Annotated in this window: 24 protein-coding genes; 12 read left to right on the top strand and 12 right to left on the bottom strand. The window is 65.3% G+C overall.

Annotated elements, in window-relative coordinates:
- Positions 1–12 precede the first annotated feature (12 nt).
- The gene (locus CYJ22_RS08110; protein WP_101602252.1) at positions 13–2,763 is read right to left on the bottom strand and encodes a hypothetical protein; all 2,751 of its coding nucleotides are present in this window, start codon (positions 2,761–2,763) and stop codon (positions 13–15) included.
- A 242-nt stretch (positions 2,764–3,005) separates the two neighbouring features.
- On the opposite strand from CYJ22_RS08110, the gene CYJ22_RS08105 reads away from it, so the two are divergent.
- Positions 3,006–3,632: a GNAT family N-acetyltransferase gene (locus CYJ22_RS08105; protein ID WP_007588475.1), complete on the top strand. Its 627-nt coding sequence runs from the start codon at positions 3,006–3,008 to the stop codon at positions 3,630–3,632.
- Positions 3,633–3,769: 137 nt separating this feature from the next.
- Complete coding sequence (locus CYJ22_RS08100) at positions 3,770–4,234, top strand: MerR family transcriptional regulator (RefSeq protein WP_101602251.1); 465 nt, start codon at positions 3,770–3,772, stop codon at positions 4,232–4,234.
- A gap of 92 nt (positions 4,235–4,326) precedes the next feature.
- Here the strand turns inward: CYJ22_RS08100 and CYJ22_RS08095 are convergent, their stop codons facing one another.
- Positions 4,327–5,391, bottom strand: a complete 1,065-nt coding sequence (locus CYJ22_RS08095; protein ID WP_007588510.1) for a family 20 glycosylhydrolase — start codon at positions 5,389–5,391, stop codon at positions 4,327–4,329.
- 274 nt (positions 5,392–5,665) lie between these two features.
- Here CYJ22_RS08095 and CYJ22_RS08090 point away from each other — a divergent pair, with 274 nt between their 5' ends.
- On the top strand, positions 5,666–7,159 hold the full coding sequence (locus CYJ22_RS08090; RefSeq protein ID WP_007588425.1) for a glutamine synthetase family protein: 1,494 nt from the start codon (positions 5,666–5,668) through the stop codon (positions 7,157–7,159).
- Positions 7,160–7,220: 61 nt separating this feature from the next.
- On the opposite strand, the gene CYJ22_RS08085 is transcribed toward CYJ22_RS08090, so the two are convergent.
- Genes CYJ22_RS08085 through CYJ22_RS08075 form a run of 3 tightly spaced genes read right to left on the bottom strand, consistent with a single transcriptional unit; the run spans position 7,221 to position 9,644 of the window.
- On the bottom strand, positions 7,221–8,168 hold the full coding sequence (locus CYJ22_RS08085) for a hypothetical protein (RefSeq protein WP_101602250.1): 948 nt from the start codon (positions 8,166–8,168) through the stop codon (positions 7,221–7,223).
- Positions 8,165–8,743: a 1-acyl-sn-glycerol-3-phosphate acyltransferase gene (locus CYJ22_RS08080; RefSeq protein WP_101602249.1), complete on the bottom strand. Its 579-nt coding sequence runs from the start codon at positions 8,741–8,743 to the stop codon at positions 8,165–8,167. The genes CYJ22_RS08085 and CYJ22_RS08080 overlap by 4 nt, the downstream gene beginning before the upstream one ends.
- 46 nt (positions 8,744–8,789) lie before the next feature.
- Positions 8,790–9,644, bottom strand: coding sequence for a D-hexose-6-phosphate mutarotase (locus CYJ22_RS08075; protein WP_007588403.1), 855 nt, complete (start codon positions 9,642–9,644; stop codon positions 8,790–8,792).
- A 237-nt stretch (positions 9,645–9,881) separates the two neighbouring features.
- Here CYJ22_RS08075 and typA point away from each other — a divergent pair, with 237 nt between their 5' ends.
- Complete coding sequence (gene typA, locus CYJ22_RS08070; protein WP_034465389.1) at positions 9,882–11,801, top strand: translational GTPase TypA; 1,920 nt, start codon at positions 9,882–9,884, stop codon at positions 11,799–11,801.
- 23 nt (positions 11,802–11,824) lie between these two features.
- On the opposite strand, the gene CYJ22_RS08065 is transcribed toward typA, so the two are convergent.
- Positions 11,825–12,151, bottom strand: coding sequence for a hypothetical protein (locus CYJ22_RS08065; protein ID WP_007588419.1), 327 nt, complete (start codon positions 12,149–12,151; stop codon positions 11,825–11,827).
- Positions 12,152–12,203: 52 nt separating this feature from the next.
- Here CYJ22_RS08065 and fdxA point away from each other — a divergent pair, with 52 nt between their 5' ends.
- Positions 12,204–12,545: a ferredoxin gene (fdxA, locus tag CYJ22_RS08060; protein WP_003790208.1), complete on the top strand. Its 342-nt coding sequence runs from the start codon at positions 12,204–12,206 to the stop codon at positions 12,543–12,545.
- 19 nt (positions 12,546–12,564) lie between these two features.
- Positions 12,565–13,710, top strand: coding sequence for a succinyldiaminopimelate transaminase (gene dapC, locus CYJ22_RS08055; protein WP_101602248.1), 1,146 nt, complete (start codon positions 12,565–12,567; stop codon positions 13,708–13,710).
- A gap of 78 nt (positions 13,711–13,788) precedes the next feature.
- On the opposite strand, the gene dapD is transcribed toward dapC, so the two are convergent.
- Complete coding sequence (dapD, locus tag CYJ22_RS08050; RefSeq protein WP_007588487.1) at positions 13,789–14,745, bottom strand: 2,3,4,5-tetrahydropyridine-2,6-dicarboxylate N-succinyltransferase; 957 nt, start codon at positions 14,743–14,745, stop codon at positions 13,789–13,791.
- 44 nt (positions 14,746–14,789) lie between these two features.
- Positions 14,790–15,497, bottom strand: a complete 708-nt coding sequence (locus tag CYJ22_RS08045; protein WP_007588517.1) for a Maf family protein — start codon at positions 15,495–15,497, stop codon at positions 14,790–14,792.
- A 226-nt stretch (positions 15,498–15,723) separates the two neighbouring features.
- Here CYJ22_RS08045 and CYJ22_RS08040 point away from each other — a divergent pair, with 226 nt between their 5' ends.
- From CYJ22_RS08040 to galE, 6 genes are all read left to right on the top strand, one after another.
- Entirely contained in the window at positions 15,724–16,758 is a 1,035-nt protein-coding gene (locus CYJ22_RS08040; RefSeq protein WP_007588427.1) for an adenylate/guanylate cyclase domain-containing protein, read from the top strand.
- 93 nt (positions 16,759–16,851) lie between these two features.
- A complete protein-coding gene (locus CYJ22_RS08035) occupies positions 16,852–17,529 on the top strand; it encodes a response regulator transcription factor (RefSeq protein WP_003794418.1) in 678 nt (225 codons plus the stop codon).
- Between the two features lie 24 nt (positions 17,530–17,553).
- Entirely contained in the window at positions 17,554–18,882 is a 1,329-nt protein-coding gene (locus CYJ22_RS08030; protein ID WP_101602247.1) for a HAMP domain-containing sensor histidine kinase, read from the top strand.
- A 33-nt stretch (positions 18,883–18,915) separates the two neighbouring features.
- Complete coding sequence (locus CYJ22_RS08025) at positions 18,916–20,070, top strand: 5-(carboxyamino)imidazole ribonucleotide synthase (RefSeq protein ID WP_101602293.1); 1,155 nt, start codon at positions 18,916–18,918, stop codon at positions 20,068–20,070.
- A gap of 64 nt (positions 20,071–20,134) precedes the next feature.
- The gene (gene purE / locus CYJ22_RS08020; protein WP_101602246.1) at positions 20,135–20,689 is read left to right on the top strand and encodes a 5-(carboxyamino)imidazole ribonucleotide mutase; all 555 of its coding nucleotides are present in this window, start codon (positions 20,135–20,137) and stop codon (positions 20,687–20,689) included.
- Between the two features lie 63 nt (positions 20,690–20,752).
- Positions 20,753–21,748 (top strand): UDP-glucose 4-epimerase GalE, encoded by a 996-nt coding sequence (gene galE / locus CYJ22_RS08015; protein ID WP_101602245.1) that lies wholly within the window; start codon positions 20,753–20,755, stop codon positions 21,746–21,748.
- Between the two features lie 97 nt (positions 21,749–21,845).
- Here galE and CYJ22_RS08010 read toward each other — a convergent pair whose 3' ends face one another.
- From CYJ22_RS08010 to CYJ22_RS07995, 4 genes are read right to left on the bottom strand one after another with little or no spacing between them, the layout of a single operon-like run.
- Positions 21,846–23,240 (bottom strand): LCP family protein, encoded by a 1,395-nt coding sequence (locus tag CYJ22_RS08010; RefSeq protein WP_101602244.1) that lies wholly within the window; start codon positions 23,238–23,240, stop codon positions 21,846–21,848.
- Complete coding sequence (locus CYJ22_RS08005; protein WP_034496407.1) at positions 23,237–24,559, bottom strand: LCP family protein; 1,323 nt, start codon at positions 24,557–24,559, stop codon at positions 23,237–23,239. Before CYJ22_RS08005 ends, CYJ22_RS08010 begins: the two co-directional genes overlap by 4 nt.
- Positions 24,549–25,019, bottom strand: coding sequence for a DUF2304 domain-containing protein (locus tag CYJ22_RS08000; protein WP_101602243.1), 471 nt, complete (start codon positions 25,017–25,019; stop codon positions 24,549–24,551). Before CYJ22_RS08000 ends, CYJ22_RS08005 begins: the two co-directional genes overlap by 11 nt.
- The gene (locus CYJ22_RS07995; RefSeq protein WP_207760529.1) at positions 25,016–25,696 is read right to left on the bottom strand and encodes a glycosyltransferase family 2 protein; all 681 of its coding nucleotides are present in this window, start codon (positions 25,694–25,696) and stop codon (positions 25,016–25,018) included. Before CYJ22_RS07995 ends, CYJ22_RS08000 begins: the two co-directional genes overlap by 4 nt.
- Positions 25,697–25,804: the final 108 nt, after the last annotated feature.

Below are 25,804 nucleotides of genomic sequence, written 5' to 3'. Positions count from 1 at the left end.
GCCCCGATGGGGTTAGCTCCTCGAGTTCCAGTTCTGCCAGTCATTCCAGTCGTCGTCCTGAGCGTCGACTGAAATCATCGGCATGCGCGCAGACGCGCTCTGCTCCTCGGTCTCTGACTCGATGGGCTCCTTGTTGTCCTCGCGCTGCTTGCGGCGTTTGCCCCAACCCCAGCGCTTGCGACGCTTCGACTCGCCTTCCTGCTCGCGGCGCGCCTCCTCATTCCACGAGAACTCGGAGTTCCAGTCTTCCTGGAGCGGGGCGGGCATTGCCGGTGCCTGCGGTGTCACTGGGGCCTGCGGCATTGCCGGTGCCTGCGGTGCGGCAGGGGGCTGGGGCGCGAACGGCGCCTGGGCGGTCTGGGGTGCGACCGGGGGCTGCTGCATCGGGATGGCCTGAAGAGCAGCGGGCACGTAGGGCGCCGCCGACTGAGCCTGCACCGCCGGTGCTACGGGAGCGCTTTCCTGGCTGGGAGACGCTGTCGGGGGAGTCTGCGTAAAGGCTGATGCGGGCTCGGCTGCTGTGGGTGCGGACTCGCTGCGCGTGTTCGTGGACCAGGCGCTGGAATTCACCCGACGAACACGCGGGAACTGCGCGGTCGGCATCTCGCCGTCATCGTCCACCGAAACGAACGAGGCCGACTCAGGTTCGGGGACCACGACCGGTTCGGGTTCGGGTTCGGGTTCGGGAACGACGACGGGCTCGGGTTCGGGAACGACGACGGGTTCCGGTTCGGGAACGACGACGGGCTCGGGTTCGGGAACGACGACGGGCTCGGGTTTTGGAATTGCGATCGGTTCGGGTTCGGGGACCACGACGGGTTCGGGTTCGGGTTCGGGAACGATAACGGGTTCGGGTTCCGGAATTGCGATCGGTTCCGGCTCGGGAATGACGACCGGTTCGGGTTCGGGTTCGGGAACGACAACGGGTTCGGGTTCGGGGACCACGACGGGTTCCGGCTCGGGAACGGCGACGGGTTCGGGTTCGGGGACCACGACGGGTTCGGGTTCGGGTTCGGGAACGACGACGGGTTCGGGTTCCGGAATTGCGATCGGTTCCGGCTCGGGAACGACGACCGGTTCGGGTTCGGGTTCGGGAACGACGACGGGCTCAGGTTCCGGAATTGCGATCGGTTCCGGCTCGGGAATGGCGACGGGTTCGGGTTCGGGAACGACGACGGGTTCGGGGACCGGAACGACTGCGTGCTGAACCTTCGGAATCAGCATCGTCTCCGGAGCATCCTCCACGCTTGGAGGTGGAACGGGCACGGAAGACGAATAAGAAGAGTCGGTGGGTGAGTGCTCAATTGCGGCGACAGCCTCCTGCTGATCAGCCTCGTGAGCGTGCCCTGCGATCTCCGAGACTCCACGGCTCGGAATCCCGCGTGCGGGTGTGGGAATATCCTCAGGAGCAGGAGCAGGAGCAGGAGCAGGAGCAGGAGCAGGAGCAGGAGTCGCTGGGACTGCCGGTGCATAGCGGTCGGCCGAATCCTGAGGTGCGTGGGCAGCAGAGGACGCTCCCTGGCCCTGGGGGAAACTAGGAGCGTAGTGTGCAGCGGCCGCGTTCGGTTCCTGCATCGGTTGCGTCGGCTGCATAGTCTGCATCGGCTGTGCCGGGAACACGGCAGGACGGTGCCCATCACGTGAACGCTTGCGCTTCGGTGGCTTAGTCGCCTGAACAGGGTCGCTGGGCGCGGGAGCTGTGGGAGCGGGGCGGGACTTATGCTCCCAGACAAAGCCGGTGTCACGCGGCTTGGGCTGCGGAAGCGAGGCGAGATCCTGCCGTGCTGAATTCGTTGACGGAGCACGTCGAGAGGCCTCGGGTGAGGAAGTGCCTCCTCTGCCCTGATTGATCACTGGGGCGGGGCTGCTCTGCGCCGGGACGCCCATTGCTTGCCCCGGCGCATAGGGTGCAGAAGCCCCCGTGCCCCGAGGTGCGGACGGGCGTCGCACATGTGAGGGGGCAGTGCTGTGCTGTGTGCTCTCAGTGGGCTGCGTCGAGCGCTTCGAACGAATCACGTAAATGACGATGACGACAACCAACACGATGACGATGAGGCCGACGATCAAACCGATGAGGAGCCCGAGCGGGGGATCCGAAGGAGAATCGGATGCAGCAGAGGATGCACTATCGGACGAGTTTTCGTTTCCGGGGATGGGCGTTGCGCCCCAGGGATCCTTCAGAGCATTGGCGCCATCCGCTGCGGCCGGATTTCCGCCGGGAGCAAGTGTGCCGTTGACCGTGATGACCTGCGGGACAGTATCCGTCCACGTTGACACGGACAAGGCTCGCCCCTCGTAGGTCGTCGCCGACGTAGCAGCACCAGACGTCGCCGACTTGACTTCCCCTTCGACGCTCAGGGAGACGGAAGCGAAGGACAGGGAAGAGCCGAAGGCCTTCCGATATTCGGCCAGGGTTTGGTCGGTACGTGCCGAGAGTACGAACGCCCCCGAGTCCTGAATAGTGAACTCGGATTCGTCCTGGGCTCGGGTGTACATGAGCTGCATGTGGCAGACCGTGGCGTCGTCGCGCGTCACAAACTCGACGTGTTGGTCTGTGGAGCTACCGGCGTACGGCGTGCATGCGGATTCGCTCATCGTGCGAGAAGGGTCGACGACGGTCAACGTGTCAACGAGCTGGCCGTCCTTGGTCAGGACGTAGGCCTCGGATAGCGTCGGTCCGTCCGCGGCGTGAGCGCCGAATACGACCGTCGACGTGATGAGCAAAGCCCCGAGCGTGGCGCACAGGGCGCGAAAGAATCGCATGCAGTCCTCCTGATATGAACCACTCGATTATCGTCTCTTCGTGGATACAAAGCAACGAGTGGCCGCAGGTGCGCGATTGGCTGACCGATCGTCAAATGAAAAAGAGAGCCGTTTCAAAGGTAAGTGGCCCCGATTGACAAGGTGAGATTGCGATCCGTCACGTAGTATGACAGGTATCTACCTAAGGTCAGGTTTTCGATAGTTGGTTTCGTAAAAAGCTGAACGAGTTGAGGAGGGGCCCTATGAAGTGTCGGCTTGCCACGCGTGCTGACATCCCTGAGATGACGCGTATTATCACCGAGGGATTCCTCGATTATCCCCTTCATGTCATGCTCGAACCGTACCTCTACCGCCCGGAGCGTTACCCGGAATGTCTCGCTGCCATCAATCGGATGCTCGCTGCTTCGTATCAGAGGGTCCGACACGCTCTCGTCGTCGAGCACGAGGGGCGGATCGTTGGAACTGCGCTCATGCATGACCGCAAGGTGGGGGTCCTGCAGAGCTTCCTCAATGGAGGCTATGAGTTCTATCGATACGCGTCGCCCCTGCTTGTCAAGGATTTTTCTGACGTTGTTGATCGTGCTGATCAGGTAACGATCGATAAAGGTGACTTTGATTGGTATCTCGAGGTGCTCTCGGTTGATAAGAGCATGCGGGGGCGCGGGGTTGGTCGATGGCTGGTCTCCCAGGTGCTGCCGGACTATGTGGCGAAGCGCGGTGGGCGCGCATACGGCTTTGTTACCTCCACTGAAAAGAATGCCCGCTTCTACCTCAATGGCGGGTGTGAACTCCTCGATCGTTTCGATGTGCAGATGCGCGAACAGACCTGTCCGATCTGGTCCTTCCAGAGGCGCGCCGAGCTCCTCTGAGGATTGCTCGCGCAATCTGATCGCCGTGAGCTGTGTTTACGGCTGTGAAAACCTGTTTTTTTGCAGGTCGCAGCGCGTGATGCACGTCCCGCAGTTCCGCTTGACTTCAAGGGCTTGAGGTCTTTTAGGGTGAAGCTATGGCAGGAACCGGCTCTGGGCGCACGTACTCCATTAAGGAGGTAGCGGCGCTCGTTGGGTTACCCGCGTCCACCCTGCGTTACTACGAAGATGTCAGCGTTATTCCGGCCATTGCTCGCGATGCCTCCAGTGGTCACCGTACGTACACCGAGGATGATCTTGAGCTGCTGACCTGGGTGTCGTGTCTCTCTGCGTCCGGAATGTCGATTGCGGACATGCGTGAATATGTCCGATCAGGCTTGGGCGGGGAGAGGGATATCTCCGAGTTTGTGACCCTGTTGGAGCAGCAGGATGCGCGCCTTCAGGAGGAAGCTCAGATTATTGAGCTTCGCCGTGAGTTCTTGCGCACAAAGGTTGCTTACTGGCGCGCGATTAAGCGCGATGATGTCGCAGAAGCTGAGCGCTTGGATATCGACGCGCGTGCGCTCGCGGAACGCCTGAAGAAGTGGTCCTTGCGTTCATGAAAGCCTAGTGGGGCGGTCTTCATGCCTGCTCCGAACTCCGCCCCGCTAGGGGGCACGGGGCCGCGTATCCGGGTTGGATGCGCGGCCCTCAATTACGTCCGTTGGGGAGTCCAGTAGGGGATGCGCTGGCGCAGATAAGCCATGTCTCGGTCGATGAGTGGGGCAAGTTGTTCCCATGGGAGGGCGTCGTCGCCGTGCCATGCGATTTCGGCGATGACGAGGAGTCGGGGGAGTAGGTGGTAGAAGAGGAGATCTGGGCTTGTGACCGACGTGGACCATGCGACAGCTTCGATTCCCTTGAGCCGTTCGCTGTGTAGTGCCTGAGGCAGCAGTTCATAGAGCTGGCGTGCGGTCGCAGGAGATGCTGTGGGTGAGCTGGGGCGCGTGGGATGGCTGAGTGTGAGGAGGGGTGAGTCTGCCAGAACCCAGGGGGCGCCCGACGAAGAGGCTTCGGTGGTGTGCGATCCGCTGTGGCGTGATGAGAGAAGGATTGTTCCTGGGGGTGGGCAGTTGTATGCGCGAGTCACGGTGTCCCAGGTGGCTGCCCGGCGACCGTGGAAGTGGAGTGTGCGCATTGCTCGTTCGATGAATAGGCGCTCGATATCTCGCCCAGATGTCAGGCCTGCGCGCTCGAGTGTGGGGTCATTTTCCCACGGACTCCAATCGGTTTTGGGTGCGCCGATATGAATAATGGGGGAGGGGAATAGGTCGCACACGTGGTGGAGGGCTGCCTCGATGAAGTGGAGAGATGAGGCGATGGGCCATAGTGTCGTGTTGCGTTCCTGTATGGGTGCATGGGCGAGGGCGGGGTTTCCCACGTGCGGGTATGCGCGGATTGCGGCACCGGCGCAGGAAGGAATCGAGATCTCCGGGATGATGCGGATATTGCGCTGAGCGGCGAAGCGGACGAGGTGGCGAATGTTTGCGTCAGAATAGAAGCCTTGTGATGTGCGTGCGGGCGACGTGCGCCATGTGCCTGACCGTTCTGGCGCGCAGGCATGGTCGTACCAGTCTTCCGGGGCTCTTGGAATCTGCGCCCCGATGGATGTGAGGGCAGGGTAGCCGGGGATGGGGACGCGCCAACCTGCGTTGTCAGTCAGGTGCCAGTGCAGCACGTTCAGACGGTAGCGGGCCATGACGGTGATGATGAGTTCCATGACCGGGACGGTCCAGAATGTACGCGCGGAATCGATGAGGAGGCCGCGCCATGAGCAAGAGGGGGGTCTGGTGGGATCGTGAGGGAGGGGAGAGGGTGTTGTCGCCATTGCGGTTCCTAAGAGTGGGCTACTCAAAGTGTAACAAGCGTCACTAAACTGGTGGGGTGGTTTCGCGATGGGTAACGGTGTCAATTGAGTTGTGTTCGGGCTGCCTCGTGGTGCTCGAGTGTGTCACAATTGTGTGAAGCCAGTCATGCTCGAAGAGGAGTGATTCATGCTGTCGACCGACACGGTGTCTCTTAGCCCCAACCCGCTCGTTCAGGCCCTTGGAAAGCCTGCCAAGGAATTCACGAAAGCCGACATCATCGGCTATATCGAGGACAACGGCATCCAGATGCTCAACCTCCGCTACGTCGGAGGGGACGGACGCCTGAAGACCCTGAACTTCGCGATCCAATCCAAGGCCCACCTCGATCGGGTGTTGACTCTCGGAGAGCGCGTCGACGGTTCCTCCCTGTTCACATTCGTCGAGGCGACCTCCTCGGACCTGTATGTCGTGCCGCGCGTGGCTACCGCGTTCCTCAACCCCTTCTCGCATATCCCAACCCTCGATATCCTGTGTGGCTTCTACGATGTTGACGGCCGCCCCCTGGCCTCTGCGCCCCAGGAAATCCTGCGGAAGGCTCAGCGAGCGCTCAAGGAGGAGACGGGCTGCGAGCTGCAGGCCCTCGGTGAACTCGAGTACTACCTCTTCTCGGAGGAAGAGGAGCTGTTCCCCGTCGAGCCTCAGCGCGGCTACCACGAATCTGGGCCCTTCTCCAAGTGGGAGGAAGTACGCACGGAGACTCTCGCGCACCTCGTTGCCATCGGCTGCTCGGTGAAGTACGCCCATTCCGAGGTCGGCAACTTCGTCGCCGACGGGCGTCAGATGGTCCAGCAAGAGATCGAATTCCTGCCCGTCGATGCGCTCGATGCTGCCGACCAGATGGTGCTCGCCAAGTGGGTGCTGCGCGAAGTTGCCCATTCCTATGGCATTCATGTCTCCTTCTCGCCGAAGATCGCCGTGGGGCAAGCCGGATCGGGCATGCACTTCCATACCCGCATCGTCAAGGACGGCGTCAACCAGTTCTCGACGGGATCTGGTCTGACGGACACCGCGCTCAAGGTGATCGGAGGCTACCTGTCGCACGCAGCATCGCTCACAGCGTTTGGTAACACCGTCCCCACCTCGTTCCTGCGTCTTGTTCCCCATCAGGAAGCGCCAACCTCGATCTGCTGGGGCGACCGCAACCGCTCCGTTCTGGTGCGCGTACCTCTCGGCTGGCAGAACATCGATGATTCGATGTTCCGTGATGCCAACCCCATCGAGCCTCCGATTGCCGACCTGCCCAATGACTCTCAGACGGTGGAGCTGCGCAGCCCCGACGGGTCCGCAGCGGTCCACCTGCTCCTTGCCGGCATTGCCGTCGCCGCGCGTATTGGCCTGACCGCGCCGGGCATGGAAGAGTACGCGCGTGAGCGTAAGGTCGACGGCGACGCGTCGCAGACCCCCGGCCTCGACCAGCTGCCCGCATCCTGCTTCGAGGCCGCCGGTAGGCTCCTCGCCCAGCGTGAGGACTACGAGGCGAAGGACGTCTTCCCCGCGGGCCTCATCGACTCGTGGGCATCGCGCCTGATCGAGCTGGGAGACGAACACCTGCGTGATGACCTGGCGGACTCGCGTGTCTCTGTCGAGGAACTCGTGGAGCGCTACTTCCACATCGGCTGAGGCGCCAACATGTGGCCCCGACCTCATCGCTGAGGTCGGGGCCGCCGTGGTCAATGGCCGCCTACGAGTGGTCGGGCGGGGAAAAGCGTTCTGCGCCCGACTGTGCGTCAGAACGGTCGCGGGCCTGCGCGCTCGCGGGTGTATTCTCCTCGGACGTTGACGAGGTCGGAGCGAGAGACCGCCTCCCGTAGGGAGCGGCAGCGCTCTTTCGTGCGGAGGCGGAACGTCGCTGTGCCTCACGCAGAGCCGCATCACGCGCGAACTGCGCGTCGGCGGCGGCCTGGCGGGACTTCCATGATCGGCGCACGAGGCCGGTGATGGCGGCGATTAGGAGAACTCCTCCCGTGATCGCCACGATCGGGGTCAGCGAACGTGCGGTGGAGGTGTGGCCTCGTTCCTGAGTGGAGGCGGAATTGGCCGATGGAGATGGTGAGAGCGTAGGGGAGGGGGACATGGAGGACGCGTTGGCGTCGACGGTTCCCGTCGCGCTCACGTTAGAGGTGACGTGATGCCAGGTGACCGTGCTTGCGTCCGTCTTTGTCGATGCCCCGGGGGTGATGATCTGTCCGCCGTCAGAGGCCTCGATAACGAGAGAACTGTGCGCAATCAGGGTGACCGACTCGATGGAGGCCGACGCATCGGGAGACGAGAACCCCTCGAGCAGACGGGCTGACGTCGATTCGAAATGGAAGACACCGCCCTCGTCAACCGAGACGACCTCGGCGCCACCGTCCTCAAGTTCCCAGGTGAAGCGGCATCCGTCCACGCCGTCAACGCTCACGAGGAGTGACGACGTGGCCTTGGCTGCCGTGCCCATCGACTGACACTGCTCACCGATCAGAGGCTGAGACGTCGACAGTGTTACCTGGTGGATCGCGCTCACCCCCGGCGTCATCTCATAGACCTCGACCAGTCGGATCTGCGTCGGGTCGTCGGCGAGTGCCGCTGCGCCGCCCGCCGTCAGGGCAAGCGCCCCAGCGGTGCCGAGCAACGCTCGCGCGAGCCTCATTCGGCCTCGTCCTCCGAGCGCAGGCGCGGAACCGAGGTCTTCTCCGGGCGGATACCGACCTTGTCGGCGTAAAACGCGCGGATCACTTCCATGTCGGCGCGCACGTCGCCCGTCAGCTGGTATGTCGGACCCCAGCCGAACGTGCGGGTGTTGCGGTCGATGAAGCCCAGCTGGATCGGCACGCCCGCCTCCATTGCGATGCGATAGAAGCCGGACTTCCAGAAATCGCGCGGTGAACGAGTGCCCTTCGGGGTGATGCACAGCGTGAACGTGTCCGCCTCGCGGATGCGCTGTGCAACCTGCTCGACCAGGCCGTGCGAGGCGCTGCGTTCCACGGGAACCGCGCCGATCTTCTTCACGAACCAACCCAGTACCGGGGCCTTGACGACGGAATCCTTCACCAGGAACGAGAACGTGCGCCCAGACTTCCACATGGAAATCGCCATGAAGACGCCGTCCCAATTCGACGTGTGTGGGGCGCCGATGACGATGACCTTGTCAGGCAGGGGCTGCGTGGACAGCTTCCAGCGGGAAACGGACAGGTACGCGGACGCGATCGCGGAAGTGAGAGCCATGAGGGCCTTTCTGGTCGTAGCTGGAGCCAATCCTACCCGTGGCCTGTCAGTCCAGCGTCTCCACGGCAAGGGTCTGCGTCATGATGTGGGGGTGCCCCGGCCACAGCGTCAGAGCGCGCTCGCGCACCGCCGCGGTTTCCACGCACACGAAGTTCTGCCACTCGCCCTCGCCAATGTCGCTCATCGTGGCCGCACCCTGCGACCAGGGGTTCCACACGATCGTCGAGCCCGAACCGTTCTTGTCCACGATGATGCGTCGCCCCAGCTTCGGGTCAACGACCTGGACCTGCTGGGTCGACGTGTAGACGCGGTCCGTCGGGCCGATAAAAGTCACGTCGCCGGTCTGGGTGGCGTAGCGCTCGCGGACCTTGTCGTAGTAGCGCTCCCCGTCCAGGCCCTCCACCGTCACGTCCTTGACGTCGCCAACGTGCAGGTAGGTGTGCAGGGCGGCCTCGATAGCGAAGGGGTGGTCGTCCTCGTTCGTGAGGGTCAGGGTCGCGTTCAGCTCGGCTCCGGCGGTGATGTCCAGGCGCGCGCAGAAGGAGTGCGGGTAGAGGGCGGAGGTCTCGCCCGTGTGGTGCAGTTCGAAGGAGAACGAGGCCGGCGCGTCGTTCGCGGGCTGGGTGCTTCCCAGCAGCGTCCAGGGACTCGTGCGGGCGAACCCGTGGGCGCCCGCTCCCTGGCCGGGCCTCGTCGGGGAATCGGTGGGGCTGCCGAACCAGGGCAGGCACAGGGGGATGCCGCCGCGGATCGCCTTCGTACCGTCCAACACCGCACGGGAGGACAGCCACAGGACGTCCGGGTGGCCCGCAGGACGCCACGACAGCAGGTGCGCGCCGAAGGGGGTGACAAGGGCCGAGGCCGTGGAAACGTCTGCGCTGAGCGTGGCGATGTCAGTCATACAAGCCAGTTAACGCCATTGCTTATGAACGAGCAAATAGACGGGCCGATGGGCCCTCAGATCTCCGCCACGTGTCCACGACGTGGTGGAATTCGCAACACGGGGATCGCGTTGCCCCTCGTTCAGCCGATATTCTTAGAGGCATATGTGCGTGAAATCGGTTCGAACCGGTCGTGTCTGCGGCTTCCTTGCCCCCTCACACGCATAAATCTGTATCCACATTTGAGGAGTCCACATATGTCCACGCGTCCCGACCTGCGAAATGTCGCCATCGTCGCGCACGTCGATCATGGCAAGACCACGCTGGTTGACGCAATGCTCTGGCAGTCCGGAGCTTTCTCCGAGCGTGACACGGTCGAAAAGACCGGCGAGCGCGTCATGGACTCCGGCGACCTCGAGCGCGAGAAGGGCATCACCATTCTCGCCAAGAACACCGCCGTCCACTACACCGGCCCCGCCGCGCAGGCCCTGGGCCTCGAGGATGGCGTCATCATCAACGTTATCGACACCCCCGGCCACGCCGACTTCGGCGGCGAGGTCGAGCGAGGCCTGTCGATGGTTGACGGCGTCGTCCTCATGGTCGACGCCTCCGAGGGCCCGCTCCCGCAGACCCGCTTCGTGCTGCGCAAGGCCCTCCAGGCCCACCTGCCCGTCATCGTCGTCGTCAACAAGGTCGACCGCCCCGACTCGCGCATCGAAGAGGTCGTCTCCGAGACGACCGACCTGCTCCTGTCGCTGGGTGAGGACCTCATGAACGAGGGCATCGACATCGACGTGGACTCCCTCATGGACGTCCCCGTCGTCTACGCCTCCGCTAAGGCCGGCAAGTGCTCGCTGGAAAACCCCGGTGACGGCCAGCTGCCCACCGAGAACCTCGAGCCCCTGTTCGAGACCATCCTGAACCGTATCCCGGGCCCCACCTACGACGAGGACATGCCGCTGCAGGCCCACGTCACCAACCTGGACGCCTCCCCGTTCCTGGGCCGTCTCGCCCTGCTGCGCATCCACAACGGCACCCTGAAGAAGGGCGCTGACGTGGGCCTGGCGCGCCACGACGGCACCATCCAGCGCGTCCACATCTCCGAGCTGCTGGCCACCGAGGGCCTCGAGCGCGTGTCCACCGACTCCGCCGCCCCTGGTGATATCGTCGCCGTCGCCGGCATCGAAGACATCATGATCGGCGAGTCCCTCGTCGACCTCGAGGACCCGCGTCCCCTCCCGCTCATCACGGTGGACGACCCGGCCATCTCCATGACCATCGGTATCAACACCTCGCCCATGGCCGGCCGCGTCAAGGGCGCCAAGGTGACGGCCCGCCAGGTCAAGGACCGCCTCGACCGCGAGCTCATCGGCAACGTGTCCCTGAAGGTTCTGCCCACCGAGCGCCCCGACGCCTGGGAGGTCCAGGGCCGTGGCGAGCTCGCCCTGGCGATCCTGGTGGAGCAGATGCGCCGCGAGGGCTTCGAGCTCACCGTCGGCAAGCCGCAGGTCGTCACCAAGGAGATCGACGGCGTGCTCAGCGAGCCCATGGAGCGCATGACGATCGACATTCCCGAGGAGTACCTGGGCGCCGTCACGCAGCTCATGGCCGCCCGCAAGGGCCGCATGGAGACCATGGCGAACCACGGTTCGGGCTGGATCCGCCTCGAGTTCGTGGTTCCCGCCCGAGGCCTCATCGGCTTCCGCACGCGCTTCCTCACCGAAACGCGTGGCACCGGCATCGCCTCGTCCATCTCCGAGGGCTACGCCCCCTGGCAGGGTTCCATCGAGCAGCGCCTCACCGGCTCTCTCGTCGCCGACCGTGCTGGTCAGGCCACCCCGTACGCGATGACGAACCTGCAGGAGCGCGGCTCCTTCATCGTCGAGCCCTCCTCCGAGGTCTACGAGGGTCAGGTTGTGGGCGAAAACCCGCGCGGCGAGGACATGGACGTGAATATCTGCCGTGAGAAGAAGCAGACGAACACGCGTAGCGCGACCGCCGACGTGTACGAGTCGCTGACCCCCTCGCGCAAGCTGACCCTTGAGGAGTCCCTCGAGTTTGCGGCCAACGACGAGTGCGTTGAGGTCACGCCCGAGGCCGTGCGCGTGCGCAAGGTCGTCCTGGACGCCCAGGAGCGCTTCAAGATCGCTGCTCGCGAGCGCCGCGCCAACCGCTGATTGCCGCTTCCTTCCCCCGCTCGCTAGATGGTGGGCGGGGGAGGCACGCGCTTGCCCGTCACCATCGTGCGGGCATCCACGCGAACCGGCCCACGCCTCGTCGCGACCGTGACGTGCGTGGGGGCCACCTCGAGCGCCTCTCCCAGGGCGTCGTGCAGGCCGTCTGCCAGGCGGTAGCGGATGACGATCCTCTCGCCGACCGCGAAGCTCATCCACGGCAACTGGGGAATTGCGCCAGGCGCGCGTGTGGAAATTTCCTCGCGCGCCCCTTCGGTCTCGGTGTGCTGAATCGGCGTATTCTCGCCGCTCGCAGCGCTGTTGGTGACGCGGGGTGACTCGGGGCTACTCATACGTGAATAATAGAATCAACGAGTCTTTAGAACTGACCAGGAGGAACGTCTCATGACCTACGTCATCGCGCAGCCCTGCGTGGACGTCAAGGATCGCGCATGCGTGGACGAGTGCCCCGTCGACTGCATCTACGAGGGTGCCCGTTCGCTCTACATCCACCCCGAGGAGTGCGTGGACTGCGGCGCATGCGAGCCCGTGTGCCCGACCGAGGCCATCTTCTACGAGGACGACCTGCCCTCCGAGTGGTCCGACTACCTGCGCGCCAACGTCGACTTCTTCAACGACCTGGGCAGCCCCGGCGGCGCACAGAAGACCGGCGTCCAGGACTTCGATGATCCGATGATCGCCGCACTGCCGCCTCAGAATGAGGAATGGAAGGCCGAAAATCTCTGACAGTCGATAGGGTAGGGGTATGACAACGATCCTTCCCCGCCCTCTTGACCTGCCCGAATTCCCCTGGGATCAGCTGGCGCCCGCCAAGGCGCGCGCCACTGAACATCCCGGGGGAATGTGCGATCTGAGCGTCGGAACCCCGGTCGACGACACCCCCGCGTTCATCCGCGAGGCACTCGCTGACGCCTCCAACGCGCACGGCTACCCGACGGTGATCGGCACCGCCGAGGTGCGCGACGCGATCCTCGCATGGGGACAGCGCCGAGGCATGGTTGACGTCGGACACGGCGGCGTGATCCCCACGATCGGCTCGAAGGAGGCCGTCGCCTGGATTCCTGCGCTGCTGGGCGTGCGCCCCGGCGACACGGTTCTCGTGCCCGAGGTTGCCTACCCGACCTACGACATTGGCGCCAGGCTGGCCGGTGCCACACCCGTCGCCGTTGACCCGACGAACCCCGACGCCTGGCCCGATGCCGCCCTCGTCTACTTGAACTCGCCGGGCAACCCCGACGGGCACGTCATGAGCAAGGACGAGCTGCGCGCCGTCGTTGTCTGGGCGCGCGCTCACGGCGCCGTCGTCGTCTCCGACGAGTGCTACGCGGCCCTGCCCTGGTCGGAGCCCTACGTGAGCGAGGGAGTGCCCTCCCTGCTCGATACGGACGTGTGTGACGGCGACGCGAGCGGCCTCCTCGTCCTGTACTCGCTGTCCAAGCAGTCGAATCTTGCCGGCTACCGCGGTGCCCTCATCTACGGTGATCCCGCCCTGGTCGCCCCGATCGTCAGCGTGCGCAAGCACTCCGGACTCATGGTGCCCGCCCCCGTCCAGCACGCGATGGCGGTCGCCCTCCGCGACACCGAGCACGTGGAGCGCCAGCGCAGCGTCTACGCCGTGCGTCGCGCCCTCCTCCTCGAGGCGCTGACCGACGCCGGTCTCAACGTCGATCCCGACACGGCGGCCGGCCTGTACCTGTGGGTCTCGGACCCCGCGAATCCGAGCGACTCGTGGGCCCTCGTCAACCGCCTGGCTGATCTTGGTATCCTCGTCGCCCCCGGCGACTTCTACGGCACGGCAGCCCACGGGCGCGTCCGCGTGGCCCTCACCGCCACCGACGAGCGCATTCAGGCCGCTGCGAGCCGCATCCGTGAGGCCTGGACGGCGCGCTGACACATCAGCCACATAACGAGGCCGGGGCCACCTTCGCGCACTGCGCGTGGGCGGCCCCGGCCTCGTTGGTGAGAAGACTCAGTTCGAAGCGTGCAGCGCGTCGTTGAGCTCGATACCCACGACGCCCGCGCGGGCGATGGCCTCGATGCGGCCCGTCTGGGAGTTGCGGCGGAACAGGATGTTCGACGCGCCCGACAGCTCGCGCGCGGCAACCGTGCGCGGCTCGGCCTCGCCGGAAGAATCGATGAGCGTGACCTTCGCGCCGGCGGTCACGTACAGGCCGGCCTCGACGACGCAGTCGTCGCCGAGCGCGATTCCCAGGCCTGAGTTTGCACCCAGCAGGCAGCGCTCGCCCAGGCGCACACGCTGCTTGCCGCCGCCCGAGAGGGTGCCCATCGTGGAGGCGCCGCCGCCCACGTCCGAGCCATCGCCGATGACGACGCCCTGCGAGACGCGGCCCTCGACCATCGAGCGGCCCAGCGTGCCCGCGTTGAAGTTGACGAAGCCGGCGTGCATGACGGTCGTGCCCTCGGACAGGTAGGCGCCCAGGCGCACGCGCGTGCCGTCGGCGATGCGAACGCCGGAGGGCAGCACGTAGTTGACCATCGGCGGGAACTTGTCGACGCCCTGCACGGTCACGGGGTGACCGTCGCGAGCGCGCAGGCGCAGGCGGGTGGCCTCGAAGTCGGCAACGGCGCACGGGCCGGCATCCGTCCACACGACGTTGGGCAGCACCGCGAAGATGCCGTCGAGGTTGATCGTGTTGGGCTGTACCAGGCGGTGGGAAAGCAGGTGCAGACGCAGGTAGGCGTCCTCCGTCGAGGCGGGGGCCTCCTGCAGGTCAATCGTCGTGGTCACGACGACGGTGCGCACGCGGCGCGCGTCATCGACGCGCTCCAGCACGGACAGCGAGGTCGCCAGCTCCTCGTCGGTCCCGGGCTCGCCCAGGTGCGGGGCGGGGTACCACGTGTCGAGTGTCGTGCCGTCCAGAGTGATCGTAGCGAGGCCGATGCCCCATGCAGTGCTGTTGTCCATGCCCCTACAGTACGGCGCGATGGGTGGGTGATTGGCACCGAAACTCAGGGGCGCGGCGCATCCCACAGGTCCGGCCAGAACACCCCAAGCTCGGTGGCCATGGAACGCAGTAGCGGCAAAGAGATACCGACGACCGAGTGATAATCGCCCGTCACGCCCTCGATGAAAGGGCCTCCCAGTCCGTCCACCGTGAAGGAGCCCGCCACGTGCAGGGGCTCGCCGGTGGCCACGTACGCGTCGATCTCGGCATCCGAGATGTCCCCGAAGTGGACCTGGGTCGAGGCAGAGCGGGTGACGGTTGCGGTGACCGTGCGTTCTCCTGCCGTTCCACCGTGCGGCGAGGCCGGGGCCAGGATCGCTGCCGAGTGGCCCGTCCACAGGGTTGCGCTCGTGCGGCGCATGGCGCGGATGCGCTCGCGGGCCACGTCGGGGGTGTGGGGCTTTCCGAGCATCTGGCCGTCGATCTCGAGCATGGAGTCGCAGCCAACGACGAGGACGGACTCGCCCTCGGGCAGGTCGGCGTTGGCGCCGGGTGCTCTCAGGGCCTCGCAGACGTCGGCGCACTTGGCCGCGGCGAGCGCTGCGACCTCGTCGGCGGGGGTGGTGGTGCCGCCCGAGAACGCGCGCCCTCCGGGCAATGCGGCGAGGATGGCGTCCTCGTCGACGGTGGACACCTGGACAATCGGTGTGATGCCCGCCGCAATGAGTGTTGCTCGGCGGGCGGGGGAAGCGGAGGCAAGAACAAGGCGCATGAGGACATTCTCTCCCAAGGCATCTCAGATGCGCAGACAAGCTGCAATTTGGTGCAGAAATCTCGGTTTTCGCAGGTAAACGTGCAATTCTCTAGAGAAAAACTCATCAGACTACTACAATTGTCAATGTTCGAGGTCACAATCCCGATGTGACTTTGAAAAGTGATCTGATATACCGTTACCCGCTGATGTGGTGTTGAGTCAGCCCAAAGAGGAGGGATTTGCGATGGATGAGCACGCGGCTTCGTCCCCTGCAACTCCTGATGACCTGACCGCAACAAGCTACGTTCCCCAGCTGCTCGGTGGTCATCTGACGTATTCGGCCCGCGATCTCGCGGAGATGACGAATACGCCTATCGAACGCGTCTTCCGTTTCTGGATCGCCCTCGGCTTCCAGGCTCCCACCGCCGATGACAAGGTTTTCTCTCAGCGTGACCTGGACGTTTTCAGTCGCTGGCACGACCTCGTCGAATCTGGTGGCATTGACACGGCAACCTCTCGCTCTCTCCTGCGCGCCAACGCCCACCTGGCTGATCGCCTGGCCCTGTGGCAGTTCGAAGCACTAGTAGAAGATTCGATGCGTCGTCTGATGCTGGATGACACGACGGCCCGCATGTACGTGCTGGACCATATGCGCGAGTACATCGACGTCTTCCAGGAGATGTTCACATACGCCTGGCGGCGTCAGCTCGAGGCAACCCTGTCCCGTTTTGATCGCGAGGTATCCCAGCGCGGGCATGAGGAGCGGCATAACCGCTTCCCGCTCAACCGCTGTCTCGGCTTCGTCGACATGGTGTCCTATACGTCGTCCTCGACGATTCTCGGCGATGCCCTGGTGGGTCTCATCGAGCGCTTCGAAGAGGAGAGTCGTAACGCCGTCATCGAGGAGGGTGGTCGCGTCGTCAAGATGATCGGTGACGCCGTCCTCTACATCGCCGATGACCTGCCCACCGGCCTGCGTGTGGCCACGGCCCTCATCGAGCGACTGAACGCCGACGACGAAATGCTGCCCGTGCGTGCGTCTTTCGTGCGCGGTGATGTGTTCTCGCGGTCGGGTGATGTCTTCGGGCCCACCGTGAACCTTGCATCTCGCCTCGTGGACATTGCTCCGGTGGGTAAGATCCTCACTGATCCGACGACTGCTGCCGCCATCGCCGCTGGCGAGGTGGGAGATGGGTATGAGCTCGAAGAGTTCCCGACCGCGGACTTGCGCGGTTTTGGTCCGGTCTCACCGTACCTGCTCTCGAGCGTTGTTAAATAACGTTCATCTCGCAGTGTGAACGGGTGCCTGACCTGCCCGCATAACGGGTCAAGAAAGGTGCAAGTTTTGGTTCAGAATTGCTAAGATGTAAGCGTGACTACAGTTCTCCTCGTTGAAGACGATCCGGCCATCTCCGAGCCCCTCGCCCGTGCACTGGGCAGGGAGGGCTACGACGTGCGTGCGCACGCGACAGGCGCTGAAGCCCTCGCGGATGTTCGCGGTGTTGACCTGGTCGTCCTGGACCTCGGTCTGCCTGATATGGATGGCCTGGATGTCGCCCGCGAGATCCGCTCCTCCGGTAACCGAGTTCCGATTCTGATCCTTACTGCGCGCACGGACGAGGTCGACATGGTCGTCGGCCTGGACGCGGGCGCTGACGACTACGTGACGAAGCCTTTCCGCCTCGCGGAGCTTCTCGCTCGCGTGCGGGCCCTCCTGCGCCGCCAGGCCGCTGAGCCCGCCGAAGGCGAGCTGCGCGCCCAGGACATCCGCATGGATGTTGCCGCGCACCGCGCGTTCGTCGGTGACGTCGAGCTGAGCCTGACGGCCAAGGAATTCGACCTGCTTCGCGTGCTGCTGCGCGAGGCCGGGTCGGTCGTCGCGCGCGACACCCTCATGCGCGAGGTGTGGGGCTCGGACCCGACCGGCTCCACGAAGACCCTCGATATGCACGTGTCGTGGCTGCGCCGCAAGCTCGGAGACGACGCGACCGACCCGCACTACATCACGACAGTGCGAGGGATGGGCTTCCGCTTCGAGAACGCGCGCTGAGCGCGTCGCTGAGACAGGCCCGCCATGCGCGCCCGCGCGGTGAGGATGATCGTCTCCATCGTCGCCGTCGTGTGCGTGCTGATGGGGCTCCCAGGCGCGTTTTTCGCATCGGCGTCCATCTGGTCGTCCGAACAGCGCAACCTTGACGTTCAGGCGCAGCTGATCCTCCAAAACATCGAGCGCAGGCGCGCCGTGGGGGAGGGGATCGACCCGGCGACCCTGGCAGCGCTTGTCGCGGATCAAGCGAACAGTCGTGGCGATGAGCTGAACTATCGAATCAAGGTGCCCGAGGCAAACCTGGTCACCAACGGCAAGGTGATCCCCGGGCGGACCATGAGTTCGCTGGCGTCATCGCCGAGCGGCGTATCCGTCCAGCTCACCGCGTCCGCATCGAACGCGGTGACTCGCATCGCCTGGACCTGTGGCCTCTTTGGCGGAGGCATGCTCGCATCCATGCTGATTGGCTGGTTGCTCGCGCGTTCCCTATCGCGTGAACTGTCCGCCCCGCTCATCTACCTGGCAGCCCAGGCAGAGCAGATCGGCTCGGGTGGCGTGCGCGCCCGGGTGGAAAAGTCCGGTATTGAGGAAATCGACTTGGTCTCCGAGGAGCTCGCTCGCACTGGCGAACGCATGGCGGGCCGACTCGCAGCCGAGCGACAGGCAGCTGCCGACGCCTCCCACCAGCTGCGCACGCCGCTGACCGCCCTGTCCATGCGCCTGGAGGAAATCGAACTCATCTCCACTGAGGACGAGGTACGCGCCGAAGCCCGCACCTGCCTCGAACAGGTGGAGCGCATGACGAACGTCGTCACGGAGCTGCTTGACGTCTCCAAGCGCCAGACCAGCCAGACCGAGGCCATTCACATTCTCGAAGTCTTCAACACGGCACGCGAGGAGTGGGAGGACCAATTCGAGGCGGCTGGGCGTCCCCTCGTCTTCCTTGACGAGGCCGAGCGTCCGATCCTGGCCGACGCCGGAAAGCTTGGGCAGATCCTGGCGACCCTCATCGAAAACTCGCTACGCTACGGCGACGGAACTACGCGCGTATGGGCACACGCAGGCACCTCCAAGCGCGGCGTCGTCATCGAAGTGAGCGACGAGGGCGACGGCATCGACGAGTCCCTAGCCCCCGACGTTTTCGAAAAAGGTGTCTCCGGGCACGGCTCGACGGGCATCGGCCTGGCCCTCGCCCACGACCTCGCGCAGGCGATGGGCGGGCGCCTCGAACTCAAGACCAACAAGCCGCCGGTATTCACCGTCTCGGTCGCTGCGATCCCCGCGTCCCTCGACCCTGATCGCGTCATGCCCGAAGGGCCCCTCATGTCCATGGGACGGCGCTCGCGGCGCTTCTAGCAGCGGAGTACATTGAAAGGCGTGGAACACGAGATGTTGACCCCTCCCACCGTTGCCGTCATTGGCGGCGGACAGCTGGCGCGCATGATGCAGGAGAGCGCGGTCGCGCTCGGCATTAATCTTCGGGCCCTCGTTGAGGCCTCGGATGGGTCGACCGGTCAGGTGACCGTCGACAAAGCGGTGGGCGAACCCGCCGACTTGGACGCGGTCCGCGCGCTCATCGATGGCGCGGATGTCCTCACCTTCGAACACGAGCACATCCCGGCCCCCACGATGGAGGAGGCGGCACGCCTCGTCTCCGTTCAGCCCCCGGCGAGTGCCCTCCTCTACGCTCAGGACAAGCTGGCCATGCGCGAGCGCCTCACCGACATGGGCATCCCGTGTCCCGCGTGGGCGCGCGTCGAGGACGAGGCCCAGCTGGCAGAATTCGGCGCCACGATCGGCTGGCCCCTCATCGTCAAGACCCCGCGCGGCGGATACGACGGGCACGGCGTGGCAGTCGCCCACAGCCCCGCAGACGTGGCCTCCTGGTGGGGCAACGGCCCCCTCCTGGCCGAGGCGTTGGTTCCCTTCACCGGCGAGGTGGCGGCGCTCCTCGCGCGCACCCCCTCGGGCGAGATCGCCTCGTGGCCCGTCGCCTCCACCGTACAGGTGGACGGCGTGTGCGCCGAGGTGACGGTTCCCGCGGTTGGTATCAGGCCCGAGACGGCCGCCGAGGCGCGCCGCATTGGTGAGCGCATCGCCGCTGAGCTGGGCGTCACCGGCGTCCTCGCCGTGGAAATGTTCGTGGTCGGTGAGGGCGCGGACGAACGCGTCCTCGTCAACGAGCTTGCCATGCGCCCCCACAACACGGGGCACTGGACCATCGACGGGGCCGTCACGAGCCAATTCGAGCAGCACCTGCGCGCCGTCCTCGACCTGCCGCTCGGCTCCACGCAGCTGCGCGCCCCGGGTACGCACGTCGTCATGGTCAACCTGCTGGGCTCCTCCCACGCACAGCCTGCGCGCGCCCTCGCTGCAGCCTTCGCCGCCGGGGGAACGGACGCAAAGATTCACCTCTATGGCAAGGAAGTACGCCCCGGACGCAAGCTCGGCCACGTCACCGTCGTCGATGCGGATCCCACCCGTGCTCTTGATCGAGCCCGGGCAGCTGTTACCGCCCTGAAGGGCGAGGCACCCGCCGACTAACCCTCCCACCATCCGCGGCCGAGGGACCAGGTGCCCCGGCCTCGTCCCCCCGAAAGGACCGCTCATGACCACCGAGCTCGACATTCAGCTGACCGCCACCGGCGACAACCCGCTCGTCGGCGTCGTCATGGGCTCCGACTCCGACTGGCCCACCATGGAAGCAGCCGTCGGTGCCCTCGCCGAATTCGGCATCGCCTGCGAGGTTGGTGTCGTCTCCGCCCACCGTATGCCCGAGGACATGGTCGCTTACGGCCGATCCGCCTCGGCGCGCGGCCTGCGCGTCATTATCGCCGGAGCCGGGGGAGCGGCCCACCTGCCCGGCATGCTCGCCGCACTCACCGAACTACCGGTCATCGGCGTGCCCGTGCCCCTCAAGCACCTCGACGGTGTCGACTCCCTGCACTCCATCGTCCAGATGCCCGCGGGCGTGCCCGTCGCGACCGTCTCCATCGCAGGAGCGCGCAACGCGGGACTGCTCGCCGCGCGCATCCTTGGAGCCGGCGAAGGAGAGCGTGCTGAATCGTTGCGTGCCTCGATGCGCACCTTCCAGAAGGACCTACGCGACGTGGCCAGCGCAAAGGGTGCTGCCCTCGCCCAGCGCGTCTCCCAGGCGCGCTGAGCGACGCGAACACAAGTCCCGCGTGGGTAGCCGCAGGGGCCTTGTACAGCGTATCCTGAACCTATGAGCATTCTCGTTTGTGGCGGCGCCGGCTACATCGGCGCACACGTTGTCCGCCTCCTGCGTCAGCGCGGGGATCGCGTCGTCGTCGTCGACGACCTGTCGAGTGGCAAAGCATCGCGCATCGGCGACGCCAAGCTCGTGAAGCTCGACGTGACCCTGGATGAAGCCCGCTCGGCGCTGTCCACCCTCATGGTGGACGAGGACGTCACGGCCGTCATCCACTTCTCCGCGCGCAAGCAGGTCGGCGAGTCGGTCGCCCGCCCCGCCTGGTACTACCAGCAGAACATCGGCGGCATGGCTAACGTCCTCCTCGCGATGGAGGACGCCGGCGTCGACCAGATGATCTTCTCCTCCTCGGCAGCCGTTTACGGCACGCCCGAGGCCCCCGTGGTCACGGAGGATATGGCCGGGCACCCCATCAACCCCTACGGCGAGACCAAGCTGATCGGCGAGTGGCTGATGGCCGACTGCGAGCGAGCCTGGGACCTGAAGTGGATCGGCCTGCGCTACTTCAACGTGGCTGGCGCCGGATGGCCCGACCTGGCCGACGACGCCGTCATGAACCTGATCCCGATGGTGCTGGATCGCGTTGAGCGCGGCGAGAGCGCCAAGATCTTCGGCACCGACTACGACACCCCCGACGGCACCTGCATCCGCGACTACATCCACGTCCTGGATCTCGCCGAGGCGCACATCGCGGCCCTCGACGTGCTCGCCGAGGGGCGTCAGCCTGACCACCACACCTACAACGTGGGTACTGGCCTGGGCACCTCCGTCCGAGAGATCGTCGACGGCCTGCGCCGCGTCATGGGATGGGAGTTCCCCGTCGAGGAGCTCGATCGCCGCGCCGGTGATCCGCCCAAGCTCATTGGCGACCCGCTCTCCATCGGCGTCGACCTGGGCTGGAAGGCCAACAACGGGGTTGAGGAGATCCTGACCTCCGCGTGGGAAGGCTGGCAGGCGGGTCCCCGCCCGATCACCGTTCCCGGAGCCTGAGGGCGCCCGTAGAGCTGAGAGACCCCCGGCCTCGTTCCCTGTGAGGGACGAAGCCGGGGGTCTTACCGTTGTCGGTACGCGACCGTGTGGGGCGGTCCTACAGTCCGTCGACCTGGTTGAGGTCCGACGTCGTGAGGGTGCCCGCACGGAGCTTGGCGAAAAAGTCGTCCGCGGTCGTGTCACGCAGGAGTACCGCCGAGGCGCCCGCGTTCGTCGTGAAGTTCAGCGACTCGATCGGGGGAACACCCATCATCTGATTCGACGACGCGCTGCGCAGCGCCCACACGAGCGAGGCAACCGTGAGGACCGAGGAGTCCTCGTCGACCGTGAAGGAATGGGAGCCGGCGCGCTCCACGCGGAGGGTCTTCGCGGGATTAACGAGGGTCGAGGGCGAAGCCGCCGAAGAAATAACCTTCGAAATCACCTGACGCTGGCGCTTGGTGCGGCCGATATCGCCCTCGGGATCCTGATAGCGCATGCGCGAGAACTGCAGGGCGGTCGTGCCATCCACCGTGTGGCATCCAGCGGTCCACTTCAGACCGGAATACTGGTCGTCCGCGTCGTTGTCGTAGCACAGCTCGACGCCGCCGACGGCGTCCACCATGTCGGGCACGGCGCCCATACCGATCTGGACGAAGTAATCGACGGTCAGGCCCGTCAGCTTTTCCACGGTCTCCACGAGCAGCTGCGGGCCGCCGTAGGCGTAGGAAGCGTTGATCTTGTCCCAGCCGACTCCCGGGATCTCTGCGTAGGTGTCGCGGGGAATCGAGAGCGCAACCGCCTGCCCGTTCGGGGCAACGTTGACGAGCATGATCGAGTCGGCGCGTTCGGACTCATCGAAGCCATCCTTGACGGCACCGTCGGCGCGCGAGTCAGACCCGGCCAGCAGGTACGTCGTTCCCGCGGTGTCGGCAGCCCCCGACAGGGCGCTCACGCGGCCCATGTTGGTGTTGGCGTCCCATATGAGGAAGCCGCCCCACGCGAGGATGATAACCAGAATGAGGCACAGGGTCTTCAGGATTGGGTGGCGGCGCTTCTTACGCCGCGGCTTGGCAACCGGAGCGGTGGGAGCGACGGGTACCGCGGCGGGGGCGGGGGCCGCGGCGGGTGCGCTCTGGGAGCGATTGATCGTCACCTGACGAGGCCCGTTCCCGGACGGAGCATAGGTGTTCGAGCCTGAGGAGGAACCAGACCCCGGCGCGTACGACGGTGGGTTCGACGCCGAGGCCGGCTGGAAGGATGGCGGCTGCTGAGCCTGAGTGCGACGCGGGAAAATCGACTGAGACTCGCGCTGCGGCTGGTCCAGCGTGCGCGGCATCAGCGGACGCGAGGCGTCGACCTCGTCGTCGGAGATCCTCCACATCTGCGGTGCCAGGGCCTCGGGCGGGGGAGTGGGGGCGCCACCGCGCAGCTGCTCACCGACGACGTGGGCGTCGTCGGATCCGGGGCGGCGCCGCTTCGGGTCGGGCGTAAACGAGGGAGGAGTGCTCATTGGTTCTTCGGCGGGCAGGTAGCGGCTGTCTGCTTGGCAGCTTCCTCGTTGGCCGCGTTATTCGCGACGGAGGCGGACTGCTCGGTGTTATCTGTGGAGGTTGCATCCGAACCGGGATCGGTCGTCGGAGCCTGCGTCGGAGCGGACGTCGAAGGGGCTGTCGTTGCCGTCGGGTCGGGGACCACGAGCTGTGCACCGTTGCCGTCAGTGTAGGTTGTGCCCACGGGCAGGGCCTGATCGTTCTTCAGAGCGCTCCACACGTTGCGGGCCATCGGCTCAGAGGGGATGCGGCGGTTGGGATCCCAGGAGGGTTCCTCGACCGGCATCGTCACGAACTGAATGTTGGTGCGGTCGACCTTTTGTAGCACGTTGATGAGAAGGGACGCGTCCGAGCTTGCATCACCCAGATTATTGGAGACATTCACGGCGGAAATCGCGGCCTGCAAGAAGTTGATGAGCGAGCCGGGATCCGTCACGTAGTTCTTGTTCTGGAGCTCGCGCAGCATCGCGGAAATCAGCTGCTGCTGGCGGCCGATACGGGAAATGTCGGAGCCGTCGCCCTGGCCCTTACGCGAGCGCATGTAGGCCAGTGCGTGCGTGCCCGACAGCTTCCAGCAGCCCTCATCGATGTAGAGCTGGGCGGAGTCGTCGTCGATGCGCTCGGGGATGTTGAACCAGACGCCGCCCAGGGCGTCGATCATGTTAATAAAGCCAGCGAAATCAACGACCATGAAGGCGTCGATGGACATGCCGGAGAGCTTTTCGACGGTCGAACGCACGCACGCGATGCCGGGGGCAATGTCCTCCGGGTCGTCGCCGCCGTTCGCGCCGTAGACCATCGCGTTGTTGAACATGTCGTCGGTGGTCGGTTCGCTGGTGGTCCCGTCGCGGTGCTTACACGCCGGGATGTCCACGAGGGTGTCGCGGGGGATGGAGACGATCTGCACGCGCGAGCGGTCTGCGCTGACGTGAATCACCATCGTCGAGTCGTTGCGCAGGCCGGGAACGTCATCTGCGTCGCCCGCGCCGAGCTCGCCGCTCGCGCCGTTACGCGAGTCGGTGCCGACCACGAGGATGTTGACGGCGCGTCCTTCAAAGGAGTCCGGTGTTGCCTTGTTCTGTTCGTCGCTCGCGTAGGCGTCGATGTTGACGACGCGGTTGGCGAACTGGCTGCTCAAACTGGCGTACACAAACCCCGCCGATGACACCACGAAGAGCACGCCGGCCAGGAGCACGGCGAGTGCGCCGCGCAGGAGGCCGAAGCGTCCGTAGTTGACGGCCGAGTGCTGGATCGGTCGCAGATTCACGTTACTCATCATTTGTAACCATATCGTTATCTGGTGAGTTTGTCGGGGAATCAGGGCCGTTAGCGGCGCGTTCCACTCCGTGCGTATCGCTGTCTGTGCCGGTCATAGCCCCGTTGTTATCCACCTGAGCATCGGGCGGAAGGACGTGCGCGAGGGCAAGCGAACGGGCCAAGGTCGCCATGCGTGCCTCGGCTCTTGCCTCGCGCCGATATCCGGTCACCATCTGCGCGATGAAAGCCACGACCAGGCCGTAGACAATCAGGTTGACCCCTCGCTCTACGCCGATGGCGCGCGCAACGGTGTTCGCCAGCGAGGGGACGAGGATCGCCACGATGGCCGCCACCACGAGGATGCCAATGCCGATGCGGCGCAGAGCCAGCGACGAGGCCGAGGATACTGGGCGCACCAGCCACCACGCGGTGATCGCGAGGGCGATGAGCAGGAGGACGCGAATGGCGAGGTAGGCGCTCATCGTCCCCCCAACGCCAGATCGACGACGATGTTGACGGAGTTGAGCAGGGGTTGACCCTTGGCACGCGAGTAGTCCGTGTAGGAAATAGTCACGGGGTGCTCGGCACCGGGCAGGCTGGAGTCCGCGAGCTGAGAGACGATCTGCGAGGCGTGCGCCATGCGCGCGTGGGTGAGGTGAACGTAGGCGAGAGCGTCGGCGCGGAGGACACGCAGGCCGTTGTGCGTGTCCGTGAGAGCCATGCCCGTGCGCGCGCGGGCGGCCAACGCTCCCAGGCGCAGTATCGCACGCTTGACCGCGCCGACGGGGGCACGCGCACCGTCGAGGAAACGAGACCCAAGGACGAACGCGAGATCCTCCTCGCGCGCTCGATCCACCATCGCTGCCGCATCGGCCGGTTCGTGCTGCCCGTCGGCGTCGAAGGTGACGACGTAGCGGGCACCGCGCGCGAGGGCCGCCTCAAAGCCGGTCTGCAACGCCGCGCCCTGGCCGAGGTTGACGGGATGGGAAGCAGTAAAGGCGCCCGCAGCGCGGGCGAGAACGGCAGTGTTATCGGTCGACGCGTCATCGACGACGAGCACACGCGGGAAAAGGGCGCGAACGCCCGCGACGACGCCCCCGATCACGGGCGCCTCGTTAAACGCGGGGATGATCACCCACGTGTCGGAGCGCATCTGCATTCGATTAGTGTCGCACATCGGGATGGGCGCGCGCCTATAGTGTTGGGTATCTGAGAGGGTGGCGAGCACCCCGATGCGCACCCGCACGCGTGAGCGACAATGAGAGGG

The sequence above is a fragment of the Schaalia odontolytica genome, assembly GCF_002847525.1.
Taxonomy (GTDB): domain Bacteria; phylum Actinomycetota; class Actinomycetes; order Actinomycetales; family Actinomycetaceae; genus Pauljensenia; species Pauljensenia odontolytica_B.
The sequence above is the reverse complement of the archived record's forward strand: the minus strand, read 5'-3'. Positions and strand labels throughout refer to the sequence as shown.

Bases quoted from the DNA above. Each gene is read 5' to 3' on its own strand.
- CYJ22_RS08075 (WP_007588403.1), bottom strand. From the start codon at position 9,644: ATGACTGACATCGCCACGCTCAGCGCAGACGTTTCCACGGCCTCGGCC.
- dapC (WP_101602248.1), top strand. From the start codon at position 12,565: ATGACAACGATCCTTCCCCGCCCTCTTGACCTGCCCGAATTCCCCTGG.
- CYJ22_RS08040 (WP_007588427.1), top strand. From the start codon at position 15,724: ATGGATGAGCACGCGGCTTCGTCCCCTGCAACTCCTGATGACCTGACC.
- purE (WP_101602246.1), top strand. From the start codon at position 20,135: ATGACCACCGAGCTCGACATTCAGCTGACCGCCACCGGCGACAACCCG.
- CYJ22_RS07995 (WP_207760529.1), bottom strand. From the start codon at position 25,696: ATGCAGATGCGCTCCGACACGTGGGTGATCATCCCCGCGTTTAACGAG.
- CYJ22_RS08110 (WP_101602252.1), bottom strand. From the start codon at position 2,763: ATGCGATTCTTTCGCGCCCTGTGCGCCACGCTCGGGGCTTTGCTCATC.
- dapD (WP_007588487.1), bottom strand. From the start codon at position 14,745: ATGGACAACAGCACTGCATGGGGCATCGGCCTCGCTACGATCACTCTG.
- CYJ22_RS08065 (WP_007588419.1), bottom strand. From the start codon at position 12,151: ATGAGTAGCCCCGAGTCACCCCGCGTCACCAACAGCGCTGCGAGCGGC.
- fdxA (WP_003790208.1), top strand. From the start codon at position 12,204: ATGACCTACGTCATCGCGCAGCCCTGCGTGGACGTCAAGGATCGCGCA.
- CYJ22_RS08010 (WP_101602244.1), bottom strand. From the start codon at position 23,240: ATGAGCACTCCTCCCTCGTTTACGCCCGACCCGAAGCGGCGCCGCCCC.
- CYJ22_RS08025 (WP_101602293.1), top strand. From the start codon at position 18,916: ATGTTGACCCCTCCCACCGTTGCCGTCATTGGCGGCGGACAGCTGGCG.
- CYJ22_RS08100 (WP_101602251.1), top strand. From the start codon at position 3,770: ATGGCAGGAACCGGCTCTGGGCGCACGTACTCCATTAAGGAGGTAGCG.
- CYJ22_RS08000 (WP_101602243.1), bottom strand. From the start codon at position 25,019: ATGAGCGCCTACCTCGCCATTCGCGTCCTCCTGCTCATCGCCCTCGCG.
- CYJ22_RS08045 (WP_007588517.1), bottom strand. From the start codon at position 15,497: ATGCGCCTTGTTCTTGCCTCCGCTTCCCCCGCCCGCCGAGCAACACTC.
- CYJ22_RS08105 (WP_007588475.1), top strand. From the start codon at position 3,006: ATGAAGTGTCGGCTTGCCACGCGTGCTGACATCCCTGAGATGACGCGT.
- galE (WP_101602245.1), top strand. From the start codon at position 20,753: ATGAGCATTCTCGTTTGTGGCGGCGCCGGCTACATCGGCGCACACGTT.
- CYJ22_RS08090 (WP_007588425.1), top strand. From the start codon at position 5,666: ATGCTGTCGACCGACACGGTGTCTCTTAGCCCCAACCCGCTCGTTCAG.
- CYJ22_RS08030 (WP_101602247.1), top strand. From the start codon at position 17,554: ATGCGCGCCCGCGCGGTGAGGATGATCGTCTCCATCGTCGCCGTCGTG.
- CYJ22_RS08080 (WP_101602249.1), bottom strand. From the start codon at position 8,743: ATGGCTCTCACTTCCGCGATCGCGTCCGCGTACCTGTCCGTTTCCCGC.
- typA (WP_034465389.1), top strand. From the start codon at position 9,882: ATGTCCACGCGTCCCGACCTGCGAAATGTCGCCATCGTCGCGCACGTC.
- CYJ22_RS08005 (WP_034496407.1), bottom strand. From the start codon at position 24,559: ATGATGAGTAACGTGAATCTGCGACCGATCCAGCACTCGGCCGTCAAC.
- CYJ22_RS08095 (WP_007588510.1), bottom strand. From the start codon at position 5,391: ATGGAACTCATCATCACCGTCATGGCCCGCTACCGTCTGAACGTGCTG.
- CYJ22_RS08085 (WP_101602250.1), bottom strand. From the start codon at position 8,168: ATGAGGCTCGCGCGAGCGTTGCTCGGCACCGCTGGGGCGCTTGCCCTG.